17 protein-coding genes are annotated in these 17993 nt (G+C 38.0%); 9 read left to right on the forward strand and 8 right to left on the reverse strand.

Annotated features, from left to right (window positions below):
* Window positions 1-424: 424 nt before the first annotated feature.
* Window positions 425-553, forward strand: a complete 129-nt coding sequence (locus ATS72_RS19005) for a hypothetical protein (RefSeq protein WP_016898921.1) — start codon at window positions 425-427, stop codon at window positions 551-553.
* Between the two features lie 32 nt (window positions 554-585).
* A complete protein-coding gene (locus tag ATS72_RS14435; protein ID WP_058428379.1) occupies window positions 586-2184 on the forward strand; it encodes a hypothetical protein in 1599 nt (532 codons plus the stop codon).
* A 371-nt stretch (window positions 2185-2555) separates the two neighbouring features.
* On the opposite strand, the gene ATS72_RS14440 is transcribed toward ATS72_RS14435, so the two are convergent.
* Window positions 2556-2822: a hypothetical protein gene (locus ATS72_RS14440; RefSeq protein WP_058428380.1), complete on the reverse strand. Its 267-nt coding sequence runs from the start codon at window positions 2820-2822 to the stop codon at window positions 2556-2558.
* Between the two features lie 22 nt (window positions 2823-2844).
* Window positions 2845-3162 carry a hypothetical protein gene (locus ATS72_RS14445; protein WP_058428381.1) on the reverse strand — a complete coding sequence of 106 codons (318 nt, stop codon included), beginning with the start codon at window positions 3160-3162 and terminating at the stop codon, window positions 2845-2847.
* A 244-nt stretch (window positions 3163-3406) separates the two neighbouring features.
* On the opposite strand from ATS72_RS14445, the gene ATS72_RS18875 reads away from it, so the two are divergent.
* The 4 genes from ATS72_RS18875 (at window position 3407) to ATS72_RS14465 (ending at window position 8009) form a co-directional block, all read left to right on the forward strand.
* Window positions 3407-3562: a hypothetical protein gene (locus ATS72_RS18875; protein WP_170865583.1), complete on the forward strand. Its 156-nt coding sequence runs from the start codon at window positions 3407-3409 to the stop codon at window positions 3560-3562.
* A 247-nt stretch (window positions 3563-3809) separates the two neighbouring features.
* Window positions 3810-6110 (forward strand): hypothetical protein, encoded by a 2301-nt coding sequence (locus tag ATS72_RS14455; RefSeq protein ID WP_058428383.1) that lies wholly within the window; start codon window positions 3810-3812, stop codon window positions 6108-6110.
* Window positions 6111-6243: 133 nt separating this feature from the next.
* Complete coding sequence (locus ATS72_RS14460) at window positions 6244-7218, forward strand: transposase (protein WP_058428384.1); 975 nt, start codon at window positions 6244-6246, stop codon at window positions 7216-7218.
* Between the two features lie 32 nt (window positions 7219-7250).
* Complete coding sequence (locus ATS72_RS14465; protein WP_058428385.1) at window positions 7251-8009, forward strand: substrate-binding periplasmic protein; 759 nt, start codon at window positions 7251-7253, stop codon at window positions 8007-8009.
* Window positions 8010-8247: 238 nt separating this feature from the next.
* Here ATS72_RS14465 and ATS72_RS14470 read toward each other — a convergent pair whose 3' ends face one another.
* From ATS72_RS14470 to ATS72_RS14485, 4 genes are all read right to left on the reverse strand, one after another.
* Complete coding sequence (locus ATS72_RS14470) at window positions 8248-9396, reverse strand: hypothetical protein (protein ID WP_058428386.1); 1149 nt, start codon at window positions 9394-9396, stop codon at window positions 8248-8250.
* A 239-nt stretch (window positions 9397-9635) separates the two neighbouring features.
* Window positions 9636-11051, reverse strand: a complete 1416-nt coding sequence (locus ATS72_RS14475) for an amidohydrolase family protein (protein ID WP_058428387.1) — start codon at window positions 11049-11051, stop codon at window positions 9636-9638.
* A 320-nt stretch (window positions 11052-11371) separates the two neighbouring features.
* Window positions 11372-11617 carry a DUF4235 domain-containing protein gene (locus ATS72_RS14480; RefSeq protein WP_039036409.1) on the reverse strand — a complete coding sequence of 82 codons (246 nt, stop codon included), beginning with the start codon at window positions 11615-11617 and terminating at the stop codon, window positions 11372-11374.
* A 196-nt stretch (window positions 11618-11813) separates the two neighbouring features.
* Window positions 11814-12290 (reverse strand): YqhA family protein, encoded by a 477-nt coding sequence (locus tag ATS72_RS14485; RefSeq protein ID WP_039036410.1) that lies wholly within the window; start codon window positions 12288-12290, stop codon window positions 11814-11816.
* 98 nt (window positions 12291-12388) lie between these two features.
* Between ATS72_RS14485 and ATS72_RS14490 the strand changes: the two genes are divergently transcribed.
* Window positions 12389-12976 carry an acyl carrier protein phosphodiesterase gene (locus ATS72_RS14490; protein WP_058428388.1) on the forward strand — a complete coding sequence of 196 codons (588 nt, stop codon included), beginning with the start codon at window positions 12389-12391 and terminating at the stop codon, window positions 12974-12976.
* Window positions 12977-13027: 51 nt separating this feature from the next.
* On the opposite strand, the gene ATS72_RS14495 is transcribed toward ATS72_RS14490, so the two are convergent.
* Entirely contained in the window at window positions 13028-13336 is a 309-nt protein-coding gene (locus tag ATS72_RS14495; RefSeq protein WP_006794804.1) for a hypothetical protein, read from the reverse strand.
* 365 nt (window positions 13337-13701) lie between these two features.
* On the opposite strand from ATS72_RS14495, the gene ATS72_RS14500 reads away from it, so the two are divergent.
* A complete protein-coding gene (locus tag ATS72_RS14500; protein WP_058429144.1) occupies window positions 13702-14544 on the forward strand; it encodes an alpha/beta hydrolase family protein in 843 nt (280 codons plus the stop codon).
* Window positions 14541-15776 (forward strand): kynureninase, encoded by a 1236-nt coding sequence (gene kynU, locus ATS72_RS14505; RefSeq protein WP_058428389.1) that lies wholly within the window; start codon window positions 14541-14543, stop codon window positions 15774-15776. Before ATS72_RS14500 ends, kynU begins: the two co-directional genes overlap by 4 nt.
* A gap of 74 nt (window positions 15777-15850) precedes the next feature.
* Here the strand turns inward: kynU and ATS72_RS14510 are convergent, their stop codons facing one another.
* Window positions 15851-17839, reverse strand: coding sequence for a methyl-accepting chemotaxis protein (locus ATS72_RS14510; protein ID WP_058428390.1), 1989 nt, complete (start codon window positions 17837-17839; stop codon window positions 15851-15853).
* Between the last annotated feature and the right edge of the window lie 154 nt (window positions 17840-17993).

The following is a 17993-nucleotide window of genomic DNA, read 5'->3' on the forward strand; positions in this document are numbered from 1 at the left end:
GCCTTAATCCGGTTGAGTACTGTAATGAAGCCTTAACTTCAATAAAAATATTATGGGAAAGTGTATAGATGAAGGTATAAAACATTACGATGAGATTTGACCTGGGAGAAAACCATATGTCTATGGGCATTATTGATGATTTACTTTTTGAGTCCTGCCTTGATGGTTTTTTTGTTCGTTACTCAGGGGACTAGCTAGACAGAAATACAAGACCGTAGGAGTGCTGAGACGGAAGACATTTTAAAGAAATCAGTAATATGACAAGTTAGTATTTTGTTCCCAAATTATAAGGAGTTAAGCTAATTACCATTTTTTGTTTCCAAAATGCCTGAAGTCAGAATTAAATGGCAAAGTTATAGTTTTACTTGAAGCAATGGCAGAGCTGTTGGTTCTTTATTACTAATTAACTATTGAGGATATTATTATGGCAAAATCTAATTCATCAAAACCCGCTTCTAGTCATCCAGGCCCTGGTGGTAACTGGCCATCTACTACAGGCAATAAATCAGGTGGAGATAGAGGTAATGCTGCTCCTAAAAGTGGCAAAAAATAATAAGGAATGGGCCCTTGAGGCCCTTTATTTAGATGGAAAATAATAAAGCTACATTCCCGACTATCGGTGAGCTCGTTCGTGAGATTTTTAATATTACTGGGCTTCTGGCACAAAAGGATAGAAGTAATTCATTCTTGAGCGAGAGCAACAAGAAAAAGCTGCAAACCAAGTTAAAACGTTTGGCTGACGAAAGCTCGAAAATTGATGGTAAGCTCGACGAATTACTTGATTCACTTAAGCACCTGTTGGAAAAGGCCTTAGGCGAAGAGAGAATTGTTTGTATGGTATTGGAAGCCGTTAAAGTTCTACTCGCTACATACAAAGGTGTTTTGGGTGATGATGGTACTTATCTTGATAAGACAAACTCGACTAAGTGGTTTATAAAACAGTATGTCTTAGATCGAGTTTTGCTTTCTTTCTATAAGAACTATTTAAGACTAAATGTACCAGCATCGAAACTGAGCCTACCGGACTTAAGAATCTGGGCTTTGCCTAATATTGAAGGACAGAAAATCAGTTGGCCACTAAGGAATGCCTGGCAACTCATTTATGACTCTTTGTCTATTAGCCAATCATCATTTCACTACCCAGATAAGAGCTTGGAAGACTACAGAGCAAGTCAGAATTTAGAAAATGCCCAACACTGGAGTACTACCGATCAAATCCCGACCATTAGTTCGCTATTTGATAATTTGGAATATTCGCTAACGTTGTTGGACTCGACATCAAATGACTCTGCTAGACGAATAGTAAGCGCATCAGAAAAACAGCGATTAAAGCTAATTTTGTTTATTGGGCGAGTATCTGCTTATTGTTTCAGAGAACTAGAACGTAACTTTGGTCGTGAGTTTTTGATCGAATGCTTAAAGCATGTTCAAGGCCAGTCGAGTAGATTATCACGTATCAATCTAAGGCTAGAAAAACACTTAAAGACTGTAGAGAAATCCATAGGCTCAATGAGTGAAGTTGATGTTAATCAACTTTATTTTTATGAAATATCCGAATATTGGGAACAGTTTGCAATATCTACTGAACACGGGTCTAGGTTATTACAGGGTTACATAAATGATGAATCTTTTTCGAATTTAACTGAATTAGAAAAATCAAAATTGGTAATTGCTCATGTTGGGACATTTGCTGGTCATGGTGTGTTAACTCTGCTAGGAATGACACCTAGTGTAAAAGGAATGCCATCAGAGTTTCCTGAGCTATTTAATGAAGGCCTTAAATTAAAGAAGAGCCCTACATCTTTGGGCGACATTGATAATTATCACAATCGGTTGAGGAAAGCTGGGCTTGATGATGTTTTAAGTTGGTTAGTAAATTGGGGTTATGCCAATTACTTTTATACTCATAAGTCATTCGATAAGTCATATGGTTACTATGAGAAAGCCTTTAATCAGGCAAAATATAGTGCAGGTCGTAATCAGTATCTACTTGTTAACCAGTACATTGAGTCATGTGCTAAAAACGGTAAATATAAAGAAATGAAAAAAGCTGTAGCTTGGGCGCAGTATTTGGGTATAAAAATAAGGTGGCTAAGAGGTTGGGATGACCCAAAGTCAGAAGGTAATTTGAAAGGTTTGTACAATTTAATGGGTAATCATAATATGCAGTACGCTCAACTATAAATCTTGTTGTATTCATAAGTTATCGAATGTTAGTTGCAAACTTTATTCAGAACGAGTTCGAGGAAGAGAAATAGATTAACGCTATAGTTGCATTTTTTATTTGAAAAAAGCCCAACTTAACTTATTGAGTTATAATATGTGTCAGTTGCAAACTATATTCAACAACCACAACTGTAGTCTAGTGTTTAAAAATTAGACATTTGTATTTAAAAATAGACAAACTTCGGTTTGTCTATTTTTATGCCCCTTTATCCAGAAATCTTATAAATACTGCCGCTAGCAATTTCAATTAACTGCTCGTTATTTTTTACGATTCGAAATGTACAGATGTACTTTCCTTTAAATAAGGGCTAGGTTGAGTCATTAACGCTCTAGTCAGAGTCAAGCTGCTTTAGGAAAGTTAAACCATCCATAAGATCACTTTCTTCTATGTTTTGAAATCGAATTTTAACTAGCGCTAATTTTTCAATATCATCAACATCATAATAGAGGTGATCTTCGCATCGAAAGATAATTTTCTTGCGAATAGCGTTAGGTCTATCCGATGACGGTGCAACTATTTCAGTTCTAATATCTACATGCTTTTTGTGACAAGCGGAGCATTCCGCATTCTGAAAATCAATTGTTCTTGCTGGCATAATAAACTGTCACTTGATTAAGTTAATGAAAAGAACTGATTGAAGACAAGTTCAATTGGGCGATCTGCTCTGGACTGAAGCCGTGGCGAAGTAGTTCGAAGTCTTTCATTTGTATTTGAGCCTTTTGACCTACACCTATGACTTGATAAATACTGCCACTAGCTGTTTTGATTAATTGGTTGTGAGGTGAGATTTCTACAATTTTTGATGTACTAATGTAATCGTTTGTTGCGAATAGGTATGTCATGTCATCAACACAGATTCCCCATAAAATTTTTCCAATCGGTTCATCACCGTCAAAAATAGAAACTATGTGCCAGTCTTTTACTATTGTATTCATTGAAAGCTCACATGGTTTTGAATTGATGGGGTAATGATAGCTGAACAAAATTTAAAACTTTGGCGAAATCATGGAGGTAATCCTGAGTTTTTATAGTAGTTAACCTCAAAGGTATATAACTAATTGTTTTTTTTGATTTGTAAAAAATAAAATTTTTCCGCCACATGGATTGCCGCGAACATCCGAGTTGTTAGTTAATCTAGAGACCGTCCAATGTCGGACGGAAAAAATAAGGTGATTAACAATGTCATTAGTAACAGTATCAAATAACTCAAATCAAAGTTCTGGTAATGGCCGTGGCCCTTCTTCACATCCCGGACCGGGTGGCAACTGGCCTAGTACAACAGGTAATCAGTCTGGTGGTGGTCGCGGTAATGCGCCAGCAAAAGGTGGCAAATAAGGAGGAAACGAGGGCGTCTTAGACGCCCTCTATTTGTTTATGAAAAAATACAGTAGCGATAAAGATATAAATAAATTAGTTAGCAGAATGTGTAAAATAGGCTGGCGATTTATTAATAGAAAAAAGCATGGGGCTTTGATAACCCCAAATGGAAAGAAAATAACAGTGCCTTCATCACCGAGTGATAGAAGAGCATTTAAAAATTTCTCCAACGACATACAAACCATTATTTGCAGGGAGCAAAATTATGTCTGATTTTCCGTATCCAACTCATATAGAGACTTTGAGAACCTTTGCAAAGGTTCTAGGTGTAAAAGCTGGTAATAAACATCTTGATGATAAAGCCAAAGATAAAACCGCTGATTATCGTTTGATAGATGAATTTTCCAAGGAGGTTTTCGATTACTTATCTAAAACATTTGGTAATGAAATTAGTGCAATATTGAAACAAGGGTTTCATGCATATTTAACGGAATACATGACACATGTATCAAATATATACGCTGACGGACTATCTCGATCAGAAATAGGAATTGCTCTTTGTAAGACGTTACTAAGCAAACACGTCGTAAATACAATCGAGAGTGCGTTGTGTTTAGTTTCAAGTACAAAGCCATCAAGTGTAGCCTTCTTTTCATTTCAAGAAACCTGTACATCACAATTACTTACTTGGTTAGAAGAAAGTGAGGGGGGCTGGGAGCACTATGTCAATTCTCTAGAAAAAGAAAATAAAGCAAAAGTTAAAGCTTGGAAAGATGGTGAACATAAACCAGACATTCAATCTTTACTCTTCCTACAAACATGGTCACAAGGCCCTTGGCCTGAACAAATTGACTGGCAAAAAGTGAGACTATTGCTTTTTATTGCGTCCATTATTGATCGTGCAGCTAAGGAAGAAGGCAGTTCTTTGTTGTTCGAGGAGTGCCGATTGTTGTCGTGGGGAGCAAAGCCTACCTATGAATTTAGTCAACTAATTCAATCACATCAACAAGGCTATAAGGATAGGATTAGTTATTTACTGCCATTGGTCGGAGAAACTCAACAGGGGTTGAAGCGCACTATTGTTAAAAACGAAGGGCAATTTGAATATTTTAAAGCCGTAATAGATAAACTAGAGCAACAACTATCTGCCGAAGAGCATAAGTCTCATTTTGCATATTGGGTACAGTGGCGCAAAGCTAGGATGTATGCCTTGAATGGTCAGCTTGAAGAAGCTAATGAGTTTTATAAATTAGGGTTTGATGAGTGTTTATACAGAGCTGGTATTAATCAAAAGTATATAATTGAAGAGGCAATTGTTATCGCGGCAAGCCAAGAAAAACCGGATAAAGTCTTTTTAAAACGCTTAAAAAATGCATTGCTGATGTTTAACTATGATATTCCTTCAGTTCAAAGTAATGAATCATCGAATAAGTTTTCAGACATTATTGAAGATTGGGAAGTACAAAACTGGAGATCTTCGTTTTATAAAGTTTTCCCCAGAGCCGGAATGTTTCCCGAAGCGAATACTCCAGAAATTGCGGCTAATATTGGAATCAATGTTGTTACAGATATTGATGAGATAAAACCAGATTATCGACACCCGAATAGAAAGCTGAAAATTGGAGAAATTTGGAAGAAAACATATCCTCAATTAGTTTGGTTTGCTGAGATGGAAAAAAGTGATGTAGTTAAAAAGCTCCTAAAGCAAGGTGCTAATGTTAATTTGACTAGTAGCTCAGGGGATACCGCAATTTTAATGGCTTTAGAGACTTTAAACTTAAGGGAGGTGCCGCTTAGGTCTTTAGACGACACTCTATTTCATCTACTATCAGAATATCCTCACAGCAAAGAAACTATGAATCGTTGTACTGACAAAAAGCGTCTACAGCCTCTTATATCGGCGGTTCAATCTGGTAGGCCTGATGTTGTTGATAAAGTTTTAGCTATGGGGGCAAACGTTAATAATAGAGGTTTAACTGATAATCAAACTGCGTTGAATGCCTGTATAAAGATGATTGGTATAGCTAAAGATCCAAAACGTTATTGGGACAGTGTTCTTCAAATGCAGCTAACTCCTGAAGTGTTAGATTCGATTAGGAGAGCGAACTCAGGCATTACGGGTTTCACTCAGGAAGGTCAGCTACAGTTTCTGTCAGCTCAAAACTCAGACCCTAAATTTCGACAAAATTTAGGGTCGTTAACAAGTTTTATGTCAGGGGAACTAGACAAAAGAATCGATAATAAGAATATGAGATTGATTGCGAGTCAGTTGATTGAAATTGGTGCAGATGTTAACGCTGAACATGCTGCTCCTGTTAAAGGTTATACTCCATTGATGCTGGCGGCAGAGCTAGATGAAGTTGGTTTATTCAACAAAATGCTCAGCAATGGCGGCGACCCACGGAAAACTTACTTTTGTAATAATACTAAATTGAATGTCGATTGCTGGCGAATAGCTGACTATTTTGGCAGCACAAATGTGTTAGCTTCTCTAAAAGAGATTGAATTTTTTTCCCAGAAAACGATGAAGCGAACAATTACCACTAATTTTGTTATTACTAATTAATTGCCTAAAAGCTGCTATTTAAAGAACTTCGAGATTGCTTGACTTCATACATCAAGGAACCAAAGGGGTCAAATCTTGACTTCATACATCAATGGTCTAGATTTTTAGTTTACTGCTTATGGAGTGAATTGCTATGTCTAGGCCGCTGCGAATAGAGTATGAAAATGCGTTTTATCATGTGATGAATCGTGGAAGAGGGCACGAAAATACCTTTTTGAGCGATGACGACTTTAAGTATTTTTTATACTGCATTGAGCAAGCAAGCCTTCGGTTTAATATTGAAGTGCATTCGTATTGTTTGATGAACAATCATTACCATCTGCTAATAAAAACTCCTGATGCTAATTTAGGCAGGGCCATGAAGCATATTAATGGCCTTTACACTCAATACTTTAATCGAACACATAACACAGATGGTGCACTGTTCAGGGGCCGATACAAAGCCGTGTTGGTGGATGCTGATAACTACTTATTGCATGTTAGCCGGTATATTCATCGCAACCCAATTGAAACGAGCACCCCGTTGGTAGATGACCTTGCTAAGTACAAATGGTCTAGCTATTCAGCTTTTATTAAAAGTGGTGCGACACCTGAATGGTTGGTTCGAGATTTTATATTTTCGCTGCAAGGTAAAAAGCGTAAGTATGTTGCGTACAAACAGTTTGTTGAATATGAGTGTAATGAAGAAATAAGCGCTTTTTATGGTGCTAAAAAGTTATTGTCGGTGCTAGGCAGTGATGACTTTATTGAAAGCATTAAAGGCTATATTGCAACCTCAAACAATGAAAGTAAGCTTGTTAGTAAAAGGCATTCAGCGAATGATGTAATTACCTATTTGGCTAACCACTTTAATGTTGAGGTAGATGATATAGTAATGGTTAAAAAGGGGCGAAAAGAAAAAAACTTACCCCGATGGTATGCTATTAAATTGTGCCAAGATTTAACGGGATTAAATTTGCAGGCATTAGCAGATGTTTTTAATGTTAAACACTATTCGGCCATATCAAAAGCTGTTGGTAGATTAAATGCATTAATTATTGAGAATAAGCAGGTTGAATTACAGTGGGAAGCGCTTCGAGGTTGTTTGATGTCTGAAGTCAAGATTTGACCCCTTAATGAGATCTTTAATAAGAGGTTACTATGATTTGTAGGGTGTTTATTTTACTTTGCATTTTTTGCTTTAGCATTGGCTCGTTAAATGCCAGTGAAAAGGGAAAAACCATTACGTTTGCGGTTGGTCACGATCATGACAAAATGCTGATGGAGAATTACCCAATTTATCGTGCTAGTTGGCAATTTTTAAATCAAAGTTTAGCTAAATTAGGATATGAAGTAGACGCCATTATTTTACCATGGGCTAGAGCTAACTATTATACTCAATTAGGAAAAGCTGATGGTCTATTTTTAGCTGCTAACCTGCCAGGACGAGAGCAATGGGCGGTTTTATCAAACCCAATTGGAATGGGAGTATTTGGTGCTTTTTATCATAAGGATAGAAAAGACGAACATGCTATTATTGCGGGTGTGCGTTTAGGTGTGCATGACAAAATATTAACTGGCTATAATACTTATGAGTTGTTAGAAGTTGCCACAGCTCAACAAGGGTTTAAACTACTTTTTAACCAAAAGGTAGACCGCCTAATTATGTCAGAAAGTTATGGCAAGTATTTGTTGAGCACTGAGCTAATTGAATTTAAAAACGACATATTATTTGACTCCGATGTAATTGAAAAACGTTCTATCCATGTTGCATTTGCAAAAGATATTGCTGAAAGTTTGAAGGCTATGGCGGTAGTGAATAAAGCCATTGATTTAGGTATGAGCGACGGTACATACCGTGACGTTATGATTAAAAATAAAGTACCTGAAAGTATGTTTTTGCCTAGCCTTGATAAATAGTAATTATATTTTATGTGTTTTTAAGAACGCCCCGTTGGGTCAGTTTTCTGCTGTTTAATGAGTGAAAATGTAAACTTGCCCTTAGTAACTCTATTTAACCGTCCTGTTGAAGTAAGAATTGATTTTGAAGCTAATAATAAATATTTTTCTTTTTAACGACCCAAAAGCAATTTTTAGCTAGTTATAAAAAGGGCAATAATATTGCCCTTTTTTACGCGCTTAAACTTATTTTTATAACTTATAGCGCGACTAGGCTTTGTTCTAGCATTGCCTTTATTTGGTTTACTATTTTAGCTTCTGTTTCGGGTTCGAATTGTTGTATACGTGGGGTGTGAATATGCCCTGTAGGTATACTTGAATTAAGCGCATCGCGAAGGCGAATACTCCGGTACGATATTTCGTTAGACAAGTAACCACCGCCGCCGCCATTTACCGCAATACTGTTTTTTAGCTCGCCATACGAACCCGCTTTATAGGTTTTTTCAAGCGTGGTGACTTCACGATTGTCGATAACTTTATAGGGGCCTTTGGCGTTTTGCATGTAATTTACAGGCAAGCTAAATTTTACAAACTCGTTGCCTGGGAGTGGTCGGCCATTAAGTTTTGGTATTACTGGGCTTGTTTGCGTTCCGCCATACACAATATTAGCGTTATCGGGGGCGGTTACACTACGGCGTTTACCCGGAAAGTGCTCTAAATCAAATTCTGTTCTGCCCATACTTACGGTGACTACCATGTCTACATTATTAAGTGCGTAATAGGGGGCAAGTAGCGATTCTATTATGCCTTGATCGAAGTCTTCGTAGCGCACAGGCACCATAACGGTGTTAATTTCTGCGCTGATACCGTTGTAATTAATAACTTGGCCGTCGAGTAATAACGCTGCAACACCTGAGGGGTTACTTTGGTTTATGTTTCTATCGAGTAAAAAAGGGTCAAAGCCTGTAAGTAATATTTTTTTAGTGCTGCCTGATGAAAAAGCCAGATCGGTACGGCCTCTACTGCCCTCCTCAAGTAGGGTTAGTAACGTATTGAGTTGAGCATGCGTAATTGAAAATTTAGGCGATGTTGTGCGTATTACTTTGCTTGAAAGCAGGCGTGCCCAGTAGAGCTCTCGGTCGTCGTAGTTATTGGTATTTATTATGCGTTGTTTGGCGTTTTCCCATAGTTCAAAACTAAAGCGTTGTACTAATGTTTTTGCACTTTTAAAGTTGTTAAGTTCTTTAAATTGTTGCTCAAAACTTGTTACCTGTGGGGTAAATGCTTTTAAAACATTGGGCATTGCCGATTGGGCTTTGTTGATACGCTGTTCTTCAACAGTTAAAGGATTACTTAAAGCAGCGAATGAAGAGGCAATTAAGCTGGTCGCTAATAATACTTTGATCATAATATTCCTAATATAAGGCTATTGTTTTATATGTAATTTACTATCCTACGATTGCTAATTTAGAGCAACCTATTAACGTTGAATCGACTGAAATTTGCTTTTGCGATTAACTCACTTTGGTTATTGGACTTATAAAGCTAGCATTGAGTCTTTTTTATGGGGAAAGCACTAAAAATATTAAATAAATGCTCTCCACTTTCGACGTGCATTAAGAAAGTGGAGAAAAAGGTTTAGGGGGGCTATTTGTCAGCTGTCGCTTTACCGTCTTGCTTATAAACTTTGCCGTTTTTCATGACTAAATCAACATGCTGTAAAAGGTTTATATAACGTAATACGTCACCTTTAACAGCGATAATGTCGGCGTATTTCCCTTCGCTTACTGTTCCTACTTTATCGTTTACCTTCATAAGCACTGATGGCCAGTAAGTGGCGGCACGAATTGTATCCATTGCAGAAATGTCCATTTCGTTTACCCAAACAGCTAGTTCGTTCCATGTGCTTTGGCAGTGAAATTTAGTTGGTATTCCGCTGTCTGTACCGACCAGTAAAACTACACCAGATTCTTTTAATTGTTGAATTTTACGTTTTAACGTAGGTTTGCGCATTGGTGTTAATTGCATATATTCAAGTTCGCCTACGTTTTTTAATGAGCCGCGAATATCATCAATAGTGCTTTGCTCTAGACCTCTGTGCCAGCATGTATTATCTAAACGCTCGGGGTTGGCAACGGTTAAATCATAATTCCAAAGTCCTTCTACTGTTGGGGTCCAATAAAGTGGTCCGCCGGCAATTCGGCCTTTGGCAGTACGCTCTCTGAGTAAAGTAATTACATCGTTGGGAAATTCGGGGGCTGTAGTAAGTCCAGTGTGCTCAAAATTATCAACTCCGATTTCTAGGCCTCGTCTAATTTCATCAGGTTTGTGTGAGTGAGCAACAACTACCAGATTGCGTTTATGGGCTTGGTCAACAATAGCCTGTGCTACCTCAATTTTCATTATGTCATGATCAATTAGTTTGATGATATCAACACCAGCATCAGCCAGTTTGTTGACCTTTTTTTTTGCATCTTCAACGTTTTTAACACCCCACCTATAAAGCTCGGTACCAGGATAGGCTTCGTGTTGCAAAAAGGGGCCCGAAACGAACAAGCGTGGTCCAGGGATTTCACCATTGTCTATTTTATTTTTTATTGTAATGGAGTCTTTTAATGGTGCGCCTAAATCGCGGGCACTAGTTATCCCTGCTAACAATAGTTGTTCAGCGCTTGCAGGCATAATTTCGTTCGTGAGCTTGGGAGTATATTCTTTATGCCAATGCTTGTAGTTAGCATGACCGTTTAGCATTAAATGTGCATGGTTTTCCCAAAGGCCTGGAAGTACATCCATCCCTTCTGTTGAGACAATTTTGTACTCCGTAGGTATAGGTAATGTATCAACTGTTCCTACTTTTTCAATGAGCCCGTTTTTTACTAGTATGACACTGTTGGCAAGTGGCTGATTACCAAATCCATCTATCAGTCTTCCGCCCACTAATGCGGTTGGTTCAGATTGCTCAGCAGCAGTCGCTATTGGTACGATTAAAACGCTTAAAAAAGATAAGCAGGTGAAAATTGAGAGTGCAGATCTATATAAACCTGTTGTTGTAATATTCAACATCGGTACATTCCTTTTGTTTAATTATTATCTAATAGTTATAGTTGCTCAATTAAGATAACGTCAAAACAGACAACTTAGCAAAACAAAACGGTGAACAAATAATTTAACCAAAGAGAAAGAACCGTTTACTGCTTGAACAGTATTTTATGGTGGCACCCTCAACTCAGGTTATGCAAATTATATGGGGAATCGTACACGGTCTAGTACAGGAATATAGAACGTTCATATCTATATTGTTTGGGGTAATTATGGCTGGTGGAGTGATAGGAAGGTTAAACCTCTTGTAAACACTAATATTACAAGAGGCATTAATTTAAATCTTATTTGGATTGACGTTTGTCGAGAATATATCGTACAGCCATTCTTGCTGCGCCCGCTCCAATGCCTGAAACTACAGCCCAAGTTACTGCTTCTTTAAGATCTGTATTTTCGCTTGGCTTGTCTTTTGGGGCTGGTTCGTTGGTAACCTTTTCCCACGATTTTTGTAAAGTTTTCCGTGTTAACATACCGGCAGAAGCTGCTGCCAAACCTATACCTATAGTCGTAATTAGTTGTTTGTTACTCATAATTTTCTCCTTTTGCTAAATTTAGATAGCCATATTTATGTTTAATTTTTAAAGCAAGAACATGAGTAACAGCAATTTATATACCGAAAAGGAAGCAGCCTAACTTAAGCCGTAATTTGAATGTAAAAGCACGTGGCACTGTAATCCACTGATTTGTAATTTGGCGAATTAAAATTATTTATAAAACTATTTATAGCTAGTCTTTCATTGAACGCCATGCAAATGTTGAGGCGGCTATAACAATTGCAATGGCTATTCCTAGGTACAGGGTTTCTAGTGTGCCGCCAAATTCCACTGCATGCTCTAAAAATAGTATGACAAGAACAACTGAGGTTACTTGTACGAGGGTTATTTTTAAATCATGAAAGTCTTTAATATTAAAAGCGGCTAAAAACTTACTTTCTTTTGATTTAGCAGGCGATATGAATAAGCGGTATAAGCTAATGGCAATTACTTGTAGGGTAATACCGATTAATAGTAAATCGAGAATTTTAAGTAGTTCAACTATGAGGGCTTTACCTGCTTTTGCAGAGTCTGGTAGGTCGAGGATGGTTGAAACCACTATATTAAAAACAATATTAATACACGAAACATAAACAAGAAGCGATGATAATGCTGCGGTAATAACCGCGATGACAACTAAAAAACGACTGGTTTGGAATATATTTTCCATGCTGCTCAACTTTATAATTAGACGTAACTTATACGAAGCATAGTATATGTTAGATCCCTAAGTTACTATTTAAACAGAGTAACTAACGCGAGAACATATTGAATTACTTAGCCCATCTTTATTTTGCAAAGCCAACGGCTGATTCTCATTTTGGAAACTTATTGGGCGATTTTGGTGGCCACAGGCATGTGGCGCAACTGAGTGAGCCTGTAAAAGATGCGCTTAGTAATCACTATTTAGTTGATAAATTTACCGACTCTCACCCAATTGTTAAAGAAGCTAAACAGTACTTTTCACCAACGCGCAGGCGCTTTGCAGGCGTTGCAATTGATGTAGTTTTTGACCACTTTTTAATTATGCATTGGCAACGGTTTAGTGATCAGCCCTTGAGTGATTTTAAACGTAACAGTTTTGGGCTTTTAAATCAGCGGTTAGCTCACATGCCGCCGCGTATGCAGCGGGTTGTTACTAGCATAACTAAACACGATTGGTTTAAAGATTACGAAACCATTAATGGTGTGGGGAATGCGTTGGATAATATTGCTGATCGTATTCGTTTTGCCAACCAATTTACTGGTGCTGCTGAAGATATTAAACGCCATTACAACCAATTAGATGCCGCTTTTTTAGCGTTTTTTCCACAATTAATAGCACATGTAAAAGAGTTTAATACTGAACGCACTTGAGCTTACTGTGCTTTATTTGTAATTACAGGCAAAGGTTTTTGTTAATGTAGTTTAGTCGTCTGGGCCGTTTAAGGTAAATTTTAGATGCTTTCGCATATCTTTTAAAATAACGCCTTTTTTAAGCATTGCGCCGCTTAATCGTTTTTGCCATTTTAATATGTCAGGCTCGGCGGCATCAAGGGTTTGCTGGTTTTCAAACTGAAAGCACATAAGTAACGAGCCTGGGAATAAGTGATACTCCACGTCAAACCAACATTGCAGCATACCGGGTAGTTCGGCTCGGCCTTGCTCTTCTATTTTATCGGCAACGTTAAGCACAAGCGCTTGTTGTTTTTCTTGCACTTTAGATAGTTTTTTCATTGTTGTGTTCCACTTGAGGGCATAATAATAGCCAGAGCGAGTCATTATACATAAGCTTTTAATGGCCAACACCTTAAAGCTAAGTTAATAATAATTTAGGTATAAATATAAGCTTAACCGCAGTAACTTTACTCGCTGCTTTTAGCATGGTTAACTTGGCGCTGCTTTTGTAAAGTGGGGGTAAATACGTAAACAATGGTAATTAATTACGCCTGTTTTGTGTATAACAATAATAATTGCAGCCACTAAAGTGTTATTAATTAATGATTAAGTGACGTGATAACGCAAGTTAAACGTAACGCTATGGTAGCAGTTTTAATATGTATAAAGGCGTTGTTTTTAAAATTTTAAAAGGAAGTTGTGTTGTGAAAAATATGGTTGTTTTACTTTTAGGTATGTGGTTTTTAAGCGGGTGTAAGACTACCAACAACATTGAGTTTCCTGTTGTTGAAAACAATGTTGCTTACTCTAAAGTAGCGTCGCTTAGTTTTGTAAATGCTAATGAAAAAGTACCTTATGGGAGTGATGAATCACAATTTGCATTACTGTGGCGCGCCACGCAAGCTGAACAAAGTACATCAAAGCCGTTAGTTGTATTGCTACATGGTGGCTGTTGGCTAAGTGCATACGATATAAAACACAGCTATGCATTAAGCACAGGCTTAGCACAAGCAGGATTTAATGTGTGGTCGGTGGAATATCGCCGCAGTGGTAAAAGCGGTGGTGGCTGGCCTGTAACTTTTGACGATATTAAAGCCGGCATTTTAGCATCCAGTGTCTACAACAGTGGCGAATTTAAATTGAATAATACAGTGGTTATTGGGCACTCGGCTGGTGGTCATTTAGCGTTACTAGCGGGTGGACAAATGAGTGAATTAAAAGGCGTCATTGGCCTTGCTCCCATTACCGATATAAAAGCCTATGCGGCAGGTACAAATAGCTGCCAAAAAGTCACTAAAGATTTTATGCAAGGTATGCCAAGCGATAAACCTAAAGAATACACTCAGGCCAACCCAAGTGAGCAACCATTGCATCAACAAAGCATTATATTACAAGGTGCGAATGACAGCATTGTTCCTGCGTATAATTTAGATCAGCTTAATCGACCAGTAGATTTACTCGAAGGGGTGGGGCATTTTGATTGGATACACCCAGGTTCTGCTGCTTTTAGCACCTTAGTTAAACATTTAAACGGAATCGATAAATGAATTTTGATGATATTGTAGCGCTTGATAAAGCTGATGTGCTGGCAAGCAAGCGTGATGAATTTGATTTACCCGCTAACACTATTTATTTAGATGGTAACTCACTAGGTGCTTTACCTAAGGCGGTTAAAACCAGAGTGGCACAAGTAGTGAGCGAGCAGTGGGGGAGTCATTTAATTAGGAGCTGGAATGATCACCAATGGATTGATTTACCTACTCAGGTTGGTGAAAAAATAGCGCCCATAATTGGTGCTGATAAAGGCCAAGTAATTTGTTGTGATTCGATTTCAATAAACTTATTTAAGCTTTTAAGCAGCGCGCTTATGTTAAACACTGGCCGTAGTAAAGTGTTGTCGACACAAGATAATTTTCCGACCGATTTATACATGGTGCAAGGTTTAAGCGATTTATTAGGTACTGACTTATGCCAATTAAAACTAGTTGAAGAGCAATATATTGAACAAAACTTAACTGATGATATAGCGGTATTGTTACTTACCCAAGTTAACTTTAGAACTGGTAAGCTTTTGAATATGCAAAAACTTACTGAGCTTGCCCATAAAAAAGGTATTTTAGTAATATGGGATTTAGCACACAGTGCAGGTGCATTGCCGGTTGAGCTGGATAAATGCAACGTTGATTTTGCAGTAGGCTGTGGCTACAAATATTTAAATGGTGGCCCTGGCTCACCTGCCTTTTTATACGTTGCCAAGCGCCACCAAAGTGCCGTTAAACAGCCATTGAGTGGTTGGATGGGGCATGCAAAGCCATTCGCGTTTGATGCTCAATACGAGTGTGCAGCAAGTATTAATCAGTATTTATGTGGTACGCCAAGTGTGATTGCTATGAGTGCGTTAGACGCTGCACTTGATGTGTGGGAAAGCGTAAAAATAAGCGATGTGAGGGCTAAGTCGATTGCTTTAGCCGATGTGTTTATTGCTTTAGTGCATTCGCATGCTAGCTTGGCTGACTTGCGCTTAAGCTCTACTGAAGATTCAATCCAACGCGGAAGCCAATTGGCTTTTTCACATAACCACGCATTCGCTATTTGCCAAGCATTAATAGAAAAAGGCGTTATTGCTGATTTTAGAGCGCCTAATATTTTACGGTTTGGTTTTACGCCTTTGTATACCTCGTTTGAAGATGTGTGGAAAGCGGTAAATACGTTAGTTGATGTAGTTACAACAAAGTTATACGCCGAGCCACGGTTTAACTTGGCGGGTAAAGTAACTTAATAAAGCGGGCTAATTGCTTTGGTTTATTTTGCTTAAGCAATTAGCCTCTAGCTGTATTACAAGGTTGCTATTAACTATTGAAACTTAAAGTTTTTCATTGTGTGTTGCAGGGTTTCAGTGTTTAGTCGCATTTCATTAAATATTTCTTCTTGCTTACGTGCTGCTTCAACTTCGTGGTTGGCGTATTCAAATACGCTTGCAGCATCCACTGCTATATTTGACGCAACTGCAGACTGTTGTTCTGCGGCTGATGACACGTTCATGGCTAAGTTTTCGAGTACTTTACTTTGTGTATGCACTTGCTCGGATACCGCTCTTGCTTGATCAAATCGTTCTAAAGTGGCCTTTGATAATTTAGTACTTGCTACAATAGAGCTAACTACTTGGTCGCTGATAGATTGTAACTCGCCGAGCAAAGACGAAATTTTTTCTGATGATTCTTTACTGTTTCCGGCAAGGCTTCTTACTTCGTCGGCAACAACGGCAAACCCTCTACCATGCTCACCTGCTCTTGCTGCTTCAATAGCGGCATTGAGCGCGAGTAAATTAGTTTGCTCTGCAATGCTACTAATTGAATCTAAAATGGACGATATGCTCGCTACCTGCTGATCCATTTTACTTACCACTTCTTCTACGTCAGACATCCCCGTTGCAAGCTCAGTAATTGAGCTTTGGCTGAGTTTGTTATCTTCTATCAACAGATTGGCTTGTTTGTTTAACTCGTCACTAGAGCTGAGAGTTTCAGAAGCTGAGCCTGCTATTTCGCGGCTTGTTGCGGCCATTTCTTCTATTGCGGTGGCTATATTACTCGCCATAGCCAATGTTTTGTTTGAATCATCAAGGACTGTTTTTGTTGCATTACTCATATCATCGCTGAGTTTGGAGCCTGAATTTATTGAGTGGTCGAGCCCTAATAGCAGGTCTTTAAAAGCGAAAATAGTATTGTGGATAGCATTTGATATTTCGCCGAGTTCATCTTTACTTTTGAGCCTTATATCTATTGTTAGGTCGCCTTTTTCGGCTTTAAGTAAGAGTGACGTTAGTTGGCTTAATTCCTTTTTGAGAGTACTTAATAAATGAAAGTTTAAGTATGCGATGATCACAAGTGTAACCAAAAAGTAGACAATAGTGAGTGTAAGCGTTGTATCGGCCGCTTCTTTTAGTTCAAGGCCATCTTTGTCAACAGTACTCCATTGGCTGTCTAGTACTTTTTTAATTTGAGTTATTTGTTGTGTTGCCATAGGAAACCACACAGAGGGTGCCGGCAAAGCTGTAAAGTTGGGCGATTCTGTGTTGAGTAATGTGCTTGTTATTGCATTAATTTTACGTGAGTCAGCACTTTGTATAATGCTGTTAAAGCTTTGTAATTGTTTGCCTTGCAAATTAGCTATTAAATATTGATTGAGCAAATCGATTTCTGAATTGTATAAGGCAATATTTTGCTGTGTAACACTCGTTAATTGCTTTTTAGCTAAAGTGCCATTTATTTTTCCCCTATTTTGGCCCAAACGTTCTTTGTATTGCGCGAGCAAAAAAGCAATGTTTAGATCTTTAGATAATACCGGGTGCTTTATTTGGCTACTCAGGTTAGCCGCTACATCGAGTGCAATTTGATTTAATTTACTGTAAAACGCGAAGGCACCAGGGGCTGCTTGTTTATCAACCTGGGTGCGTAATGCTGCTTTTTTTGCATTGTGATCAAAAAGAATACTTAAATTTTTAGAGATCTTTGTAGAATTTTTAGTTAGTTGATCACTTACCGACTTTAAATGTTGTATTGAGGTATCTGCCTTTTGGCGTTGCGCGAGCACTTTGTTTTTGGCCTCGGCTGAACCACTTCCTAAAAATCCTGCAGTTAACCCTCGCTCTACAGCATGGTTATGTGCCACTTTTTCCAGTGCATCTAACAAGCTAATTAATGCAATATCTTGCTGCAGTGTCTGCGACTCCTGCCATTTATTCGCTATGTTTTGTATCAGCAATATAAAAATAAAAACCATTAATATGATTGATGTTAACAAAGAGAGCTGAATGATAGATAGTCGGCCAAGTAAGCGATTCATAAGGTCAGTCCTGTTGTGTATTTATCTCGGTATTTTGGCTAAACAAGGGTTAAGCAAATAAATAGTCATTAACTATTTAATACATAAAGCGTAGTGTAGTTTTTAATAAATTCACTTGAACAAGTGAGTTAATTTAGTAAATGGTGTTATGTGT

The organism is Pseudoalteromonas sp. 13-15 (assembly GCF_001468205.2).
Lineage (GTDB): Bacteria > Pseudomonadota > Gammaproteobacteria > Enterobacterales > Alteromonadaceae > Pseudoalteromonas > Pseudoalteromonas marina.

What these genes read in the sequence shown, in the direction of transcription:
- ATS72_RS19005 (WP_016898921.1), top strand. Translation starts at nt 425, where the DNA reads ATGGCAAAATCTAATTCATCAAAACCCGCTTCTAGTCATCCAGGCCCT.
- ATS72_RS14435 (WP_058428379.1), top strand. Translation starts at nt 586, where the DNA reads ATGGAAAATAATAAAGCTACATTCCCGACTATCGGTGAGCTCGTTCGT.
- ATS72_RS14440 (WP_058428380.1), bottom strand. Translation starts at nt 2,822, where the DNA reads ATGCCAGCAAGAACAATTGATTTTCAGAATGCGGAATGCTCCGCTTGT.
- ATS72_RS14445 (WP_058428381.1), bottom strand. Translation starts at nt 3,162, where the DNA reads ATGAATACAATAGTAAAAGACTGGCACATAGTTTCTATTTTTGACGGT.
- ATS72_RS18875 (WP_170865583.1), top strand. Translation starts at nt 3,407, where the DNA reads ATGTCATTAGTAACAGTATCAAATAACTCAAATCAAAGTTCTGGTAAT.
- ATS72_RS14455 (WP_058428383.1), top strand. Translation starts at nt 3,810, where the DNA reads ATGTCTGATTTTCCGTATCCAACTCATATAGAGACTTTGAGAACCTTT.
- ATS72_RS14460 (WP_058428384.1), top strand. Translation starts at nt 6,244, where the DNA reads ATGTCTAGGCCGCTGCGAATAGAGTATGAAAATGCGTTTTATCATGTG.
- ATS72_RS14465 (WP_058428385.1), top strand. Translation starts at nt 7,251, where the DNA reads ATGATTTGTAGGGTGTTTATTTTACTTTGCATTTTTTGCTTTAGCATT.
- ATS72_RS14470 (WP_058428386.1), bottom strand. Translation starts at nt 9,396, where the DNA reads ATGATCAAAGTATTATTAGCGACCAGCTTAATTGCCTCTTCATTCGCT.
- ATS72_RS14475 (WP_058428387.1), bottom strand. Translation starts at nt 11,051, where the DNA reads ATGTTGAATATTACAACAACAGGTTTATATAGATCTGCACTCTCAATT.
- ATS72_RS14480 (WP_039036409.1), bottom strand. Translation starts at nt 11,617, where the DNA reads ATGAGTAACAAACAACTAATTACGACTATAGGTATAGGTTTGGCAGCA.
- ATS72_RS14485 (WP_039036410.1), bottom strand. Translation starts at nt 12,290, where the DNA reads ATGGAAAATATATTCCAAACCAGTCGTTTTTTAGTTGTCATCGCGGTT.
- ATS72_RS14495 (WP_006794804.1), bottom strand. Translation starts at nt 13,336, where the DNA reads ATGAAAAAACTATCTAAAGTGCAAGAAAAACAACAAGCGCTTGTGCTT.
- kynU (WP_058428389.1), top strand. Translation starts at nt 14,541, where the DNA reads ATGAATTTTGATGATATTGTAGCGCTTGATAAAGCTGATGTGCTGGCA.
- ATS72_RS14510 (WP_058428390.1), bottom strand. Translation starts at nt 17,839, where the DNA reads ATGAATCGCTTACTTGGCCGACTATCTATCATTCAGCTCTCTTTGTTA.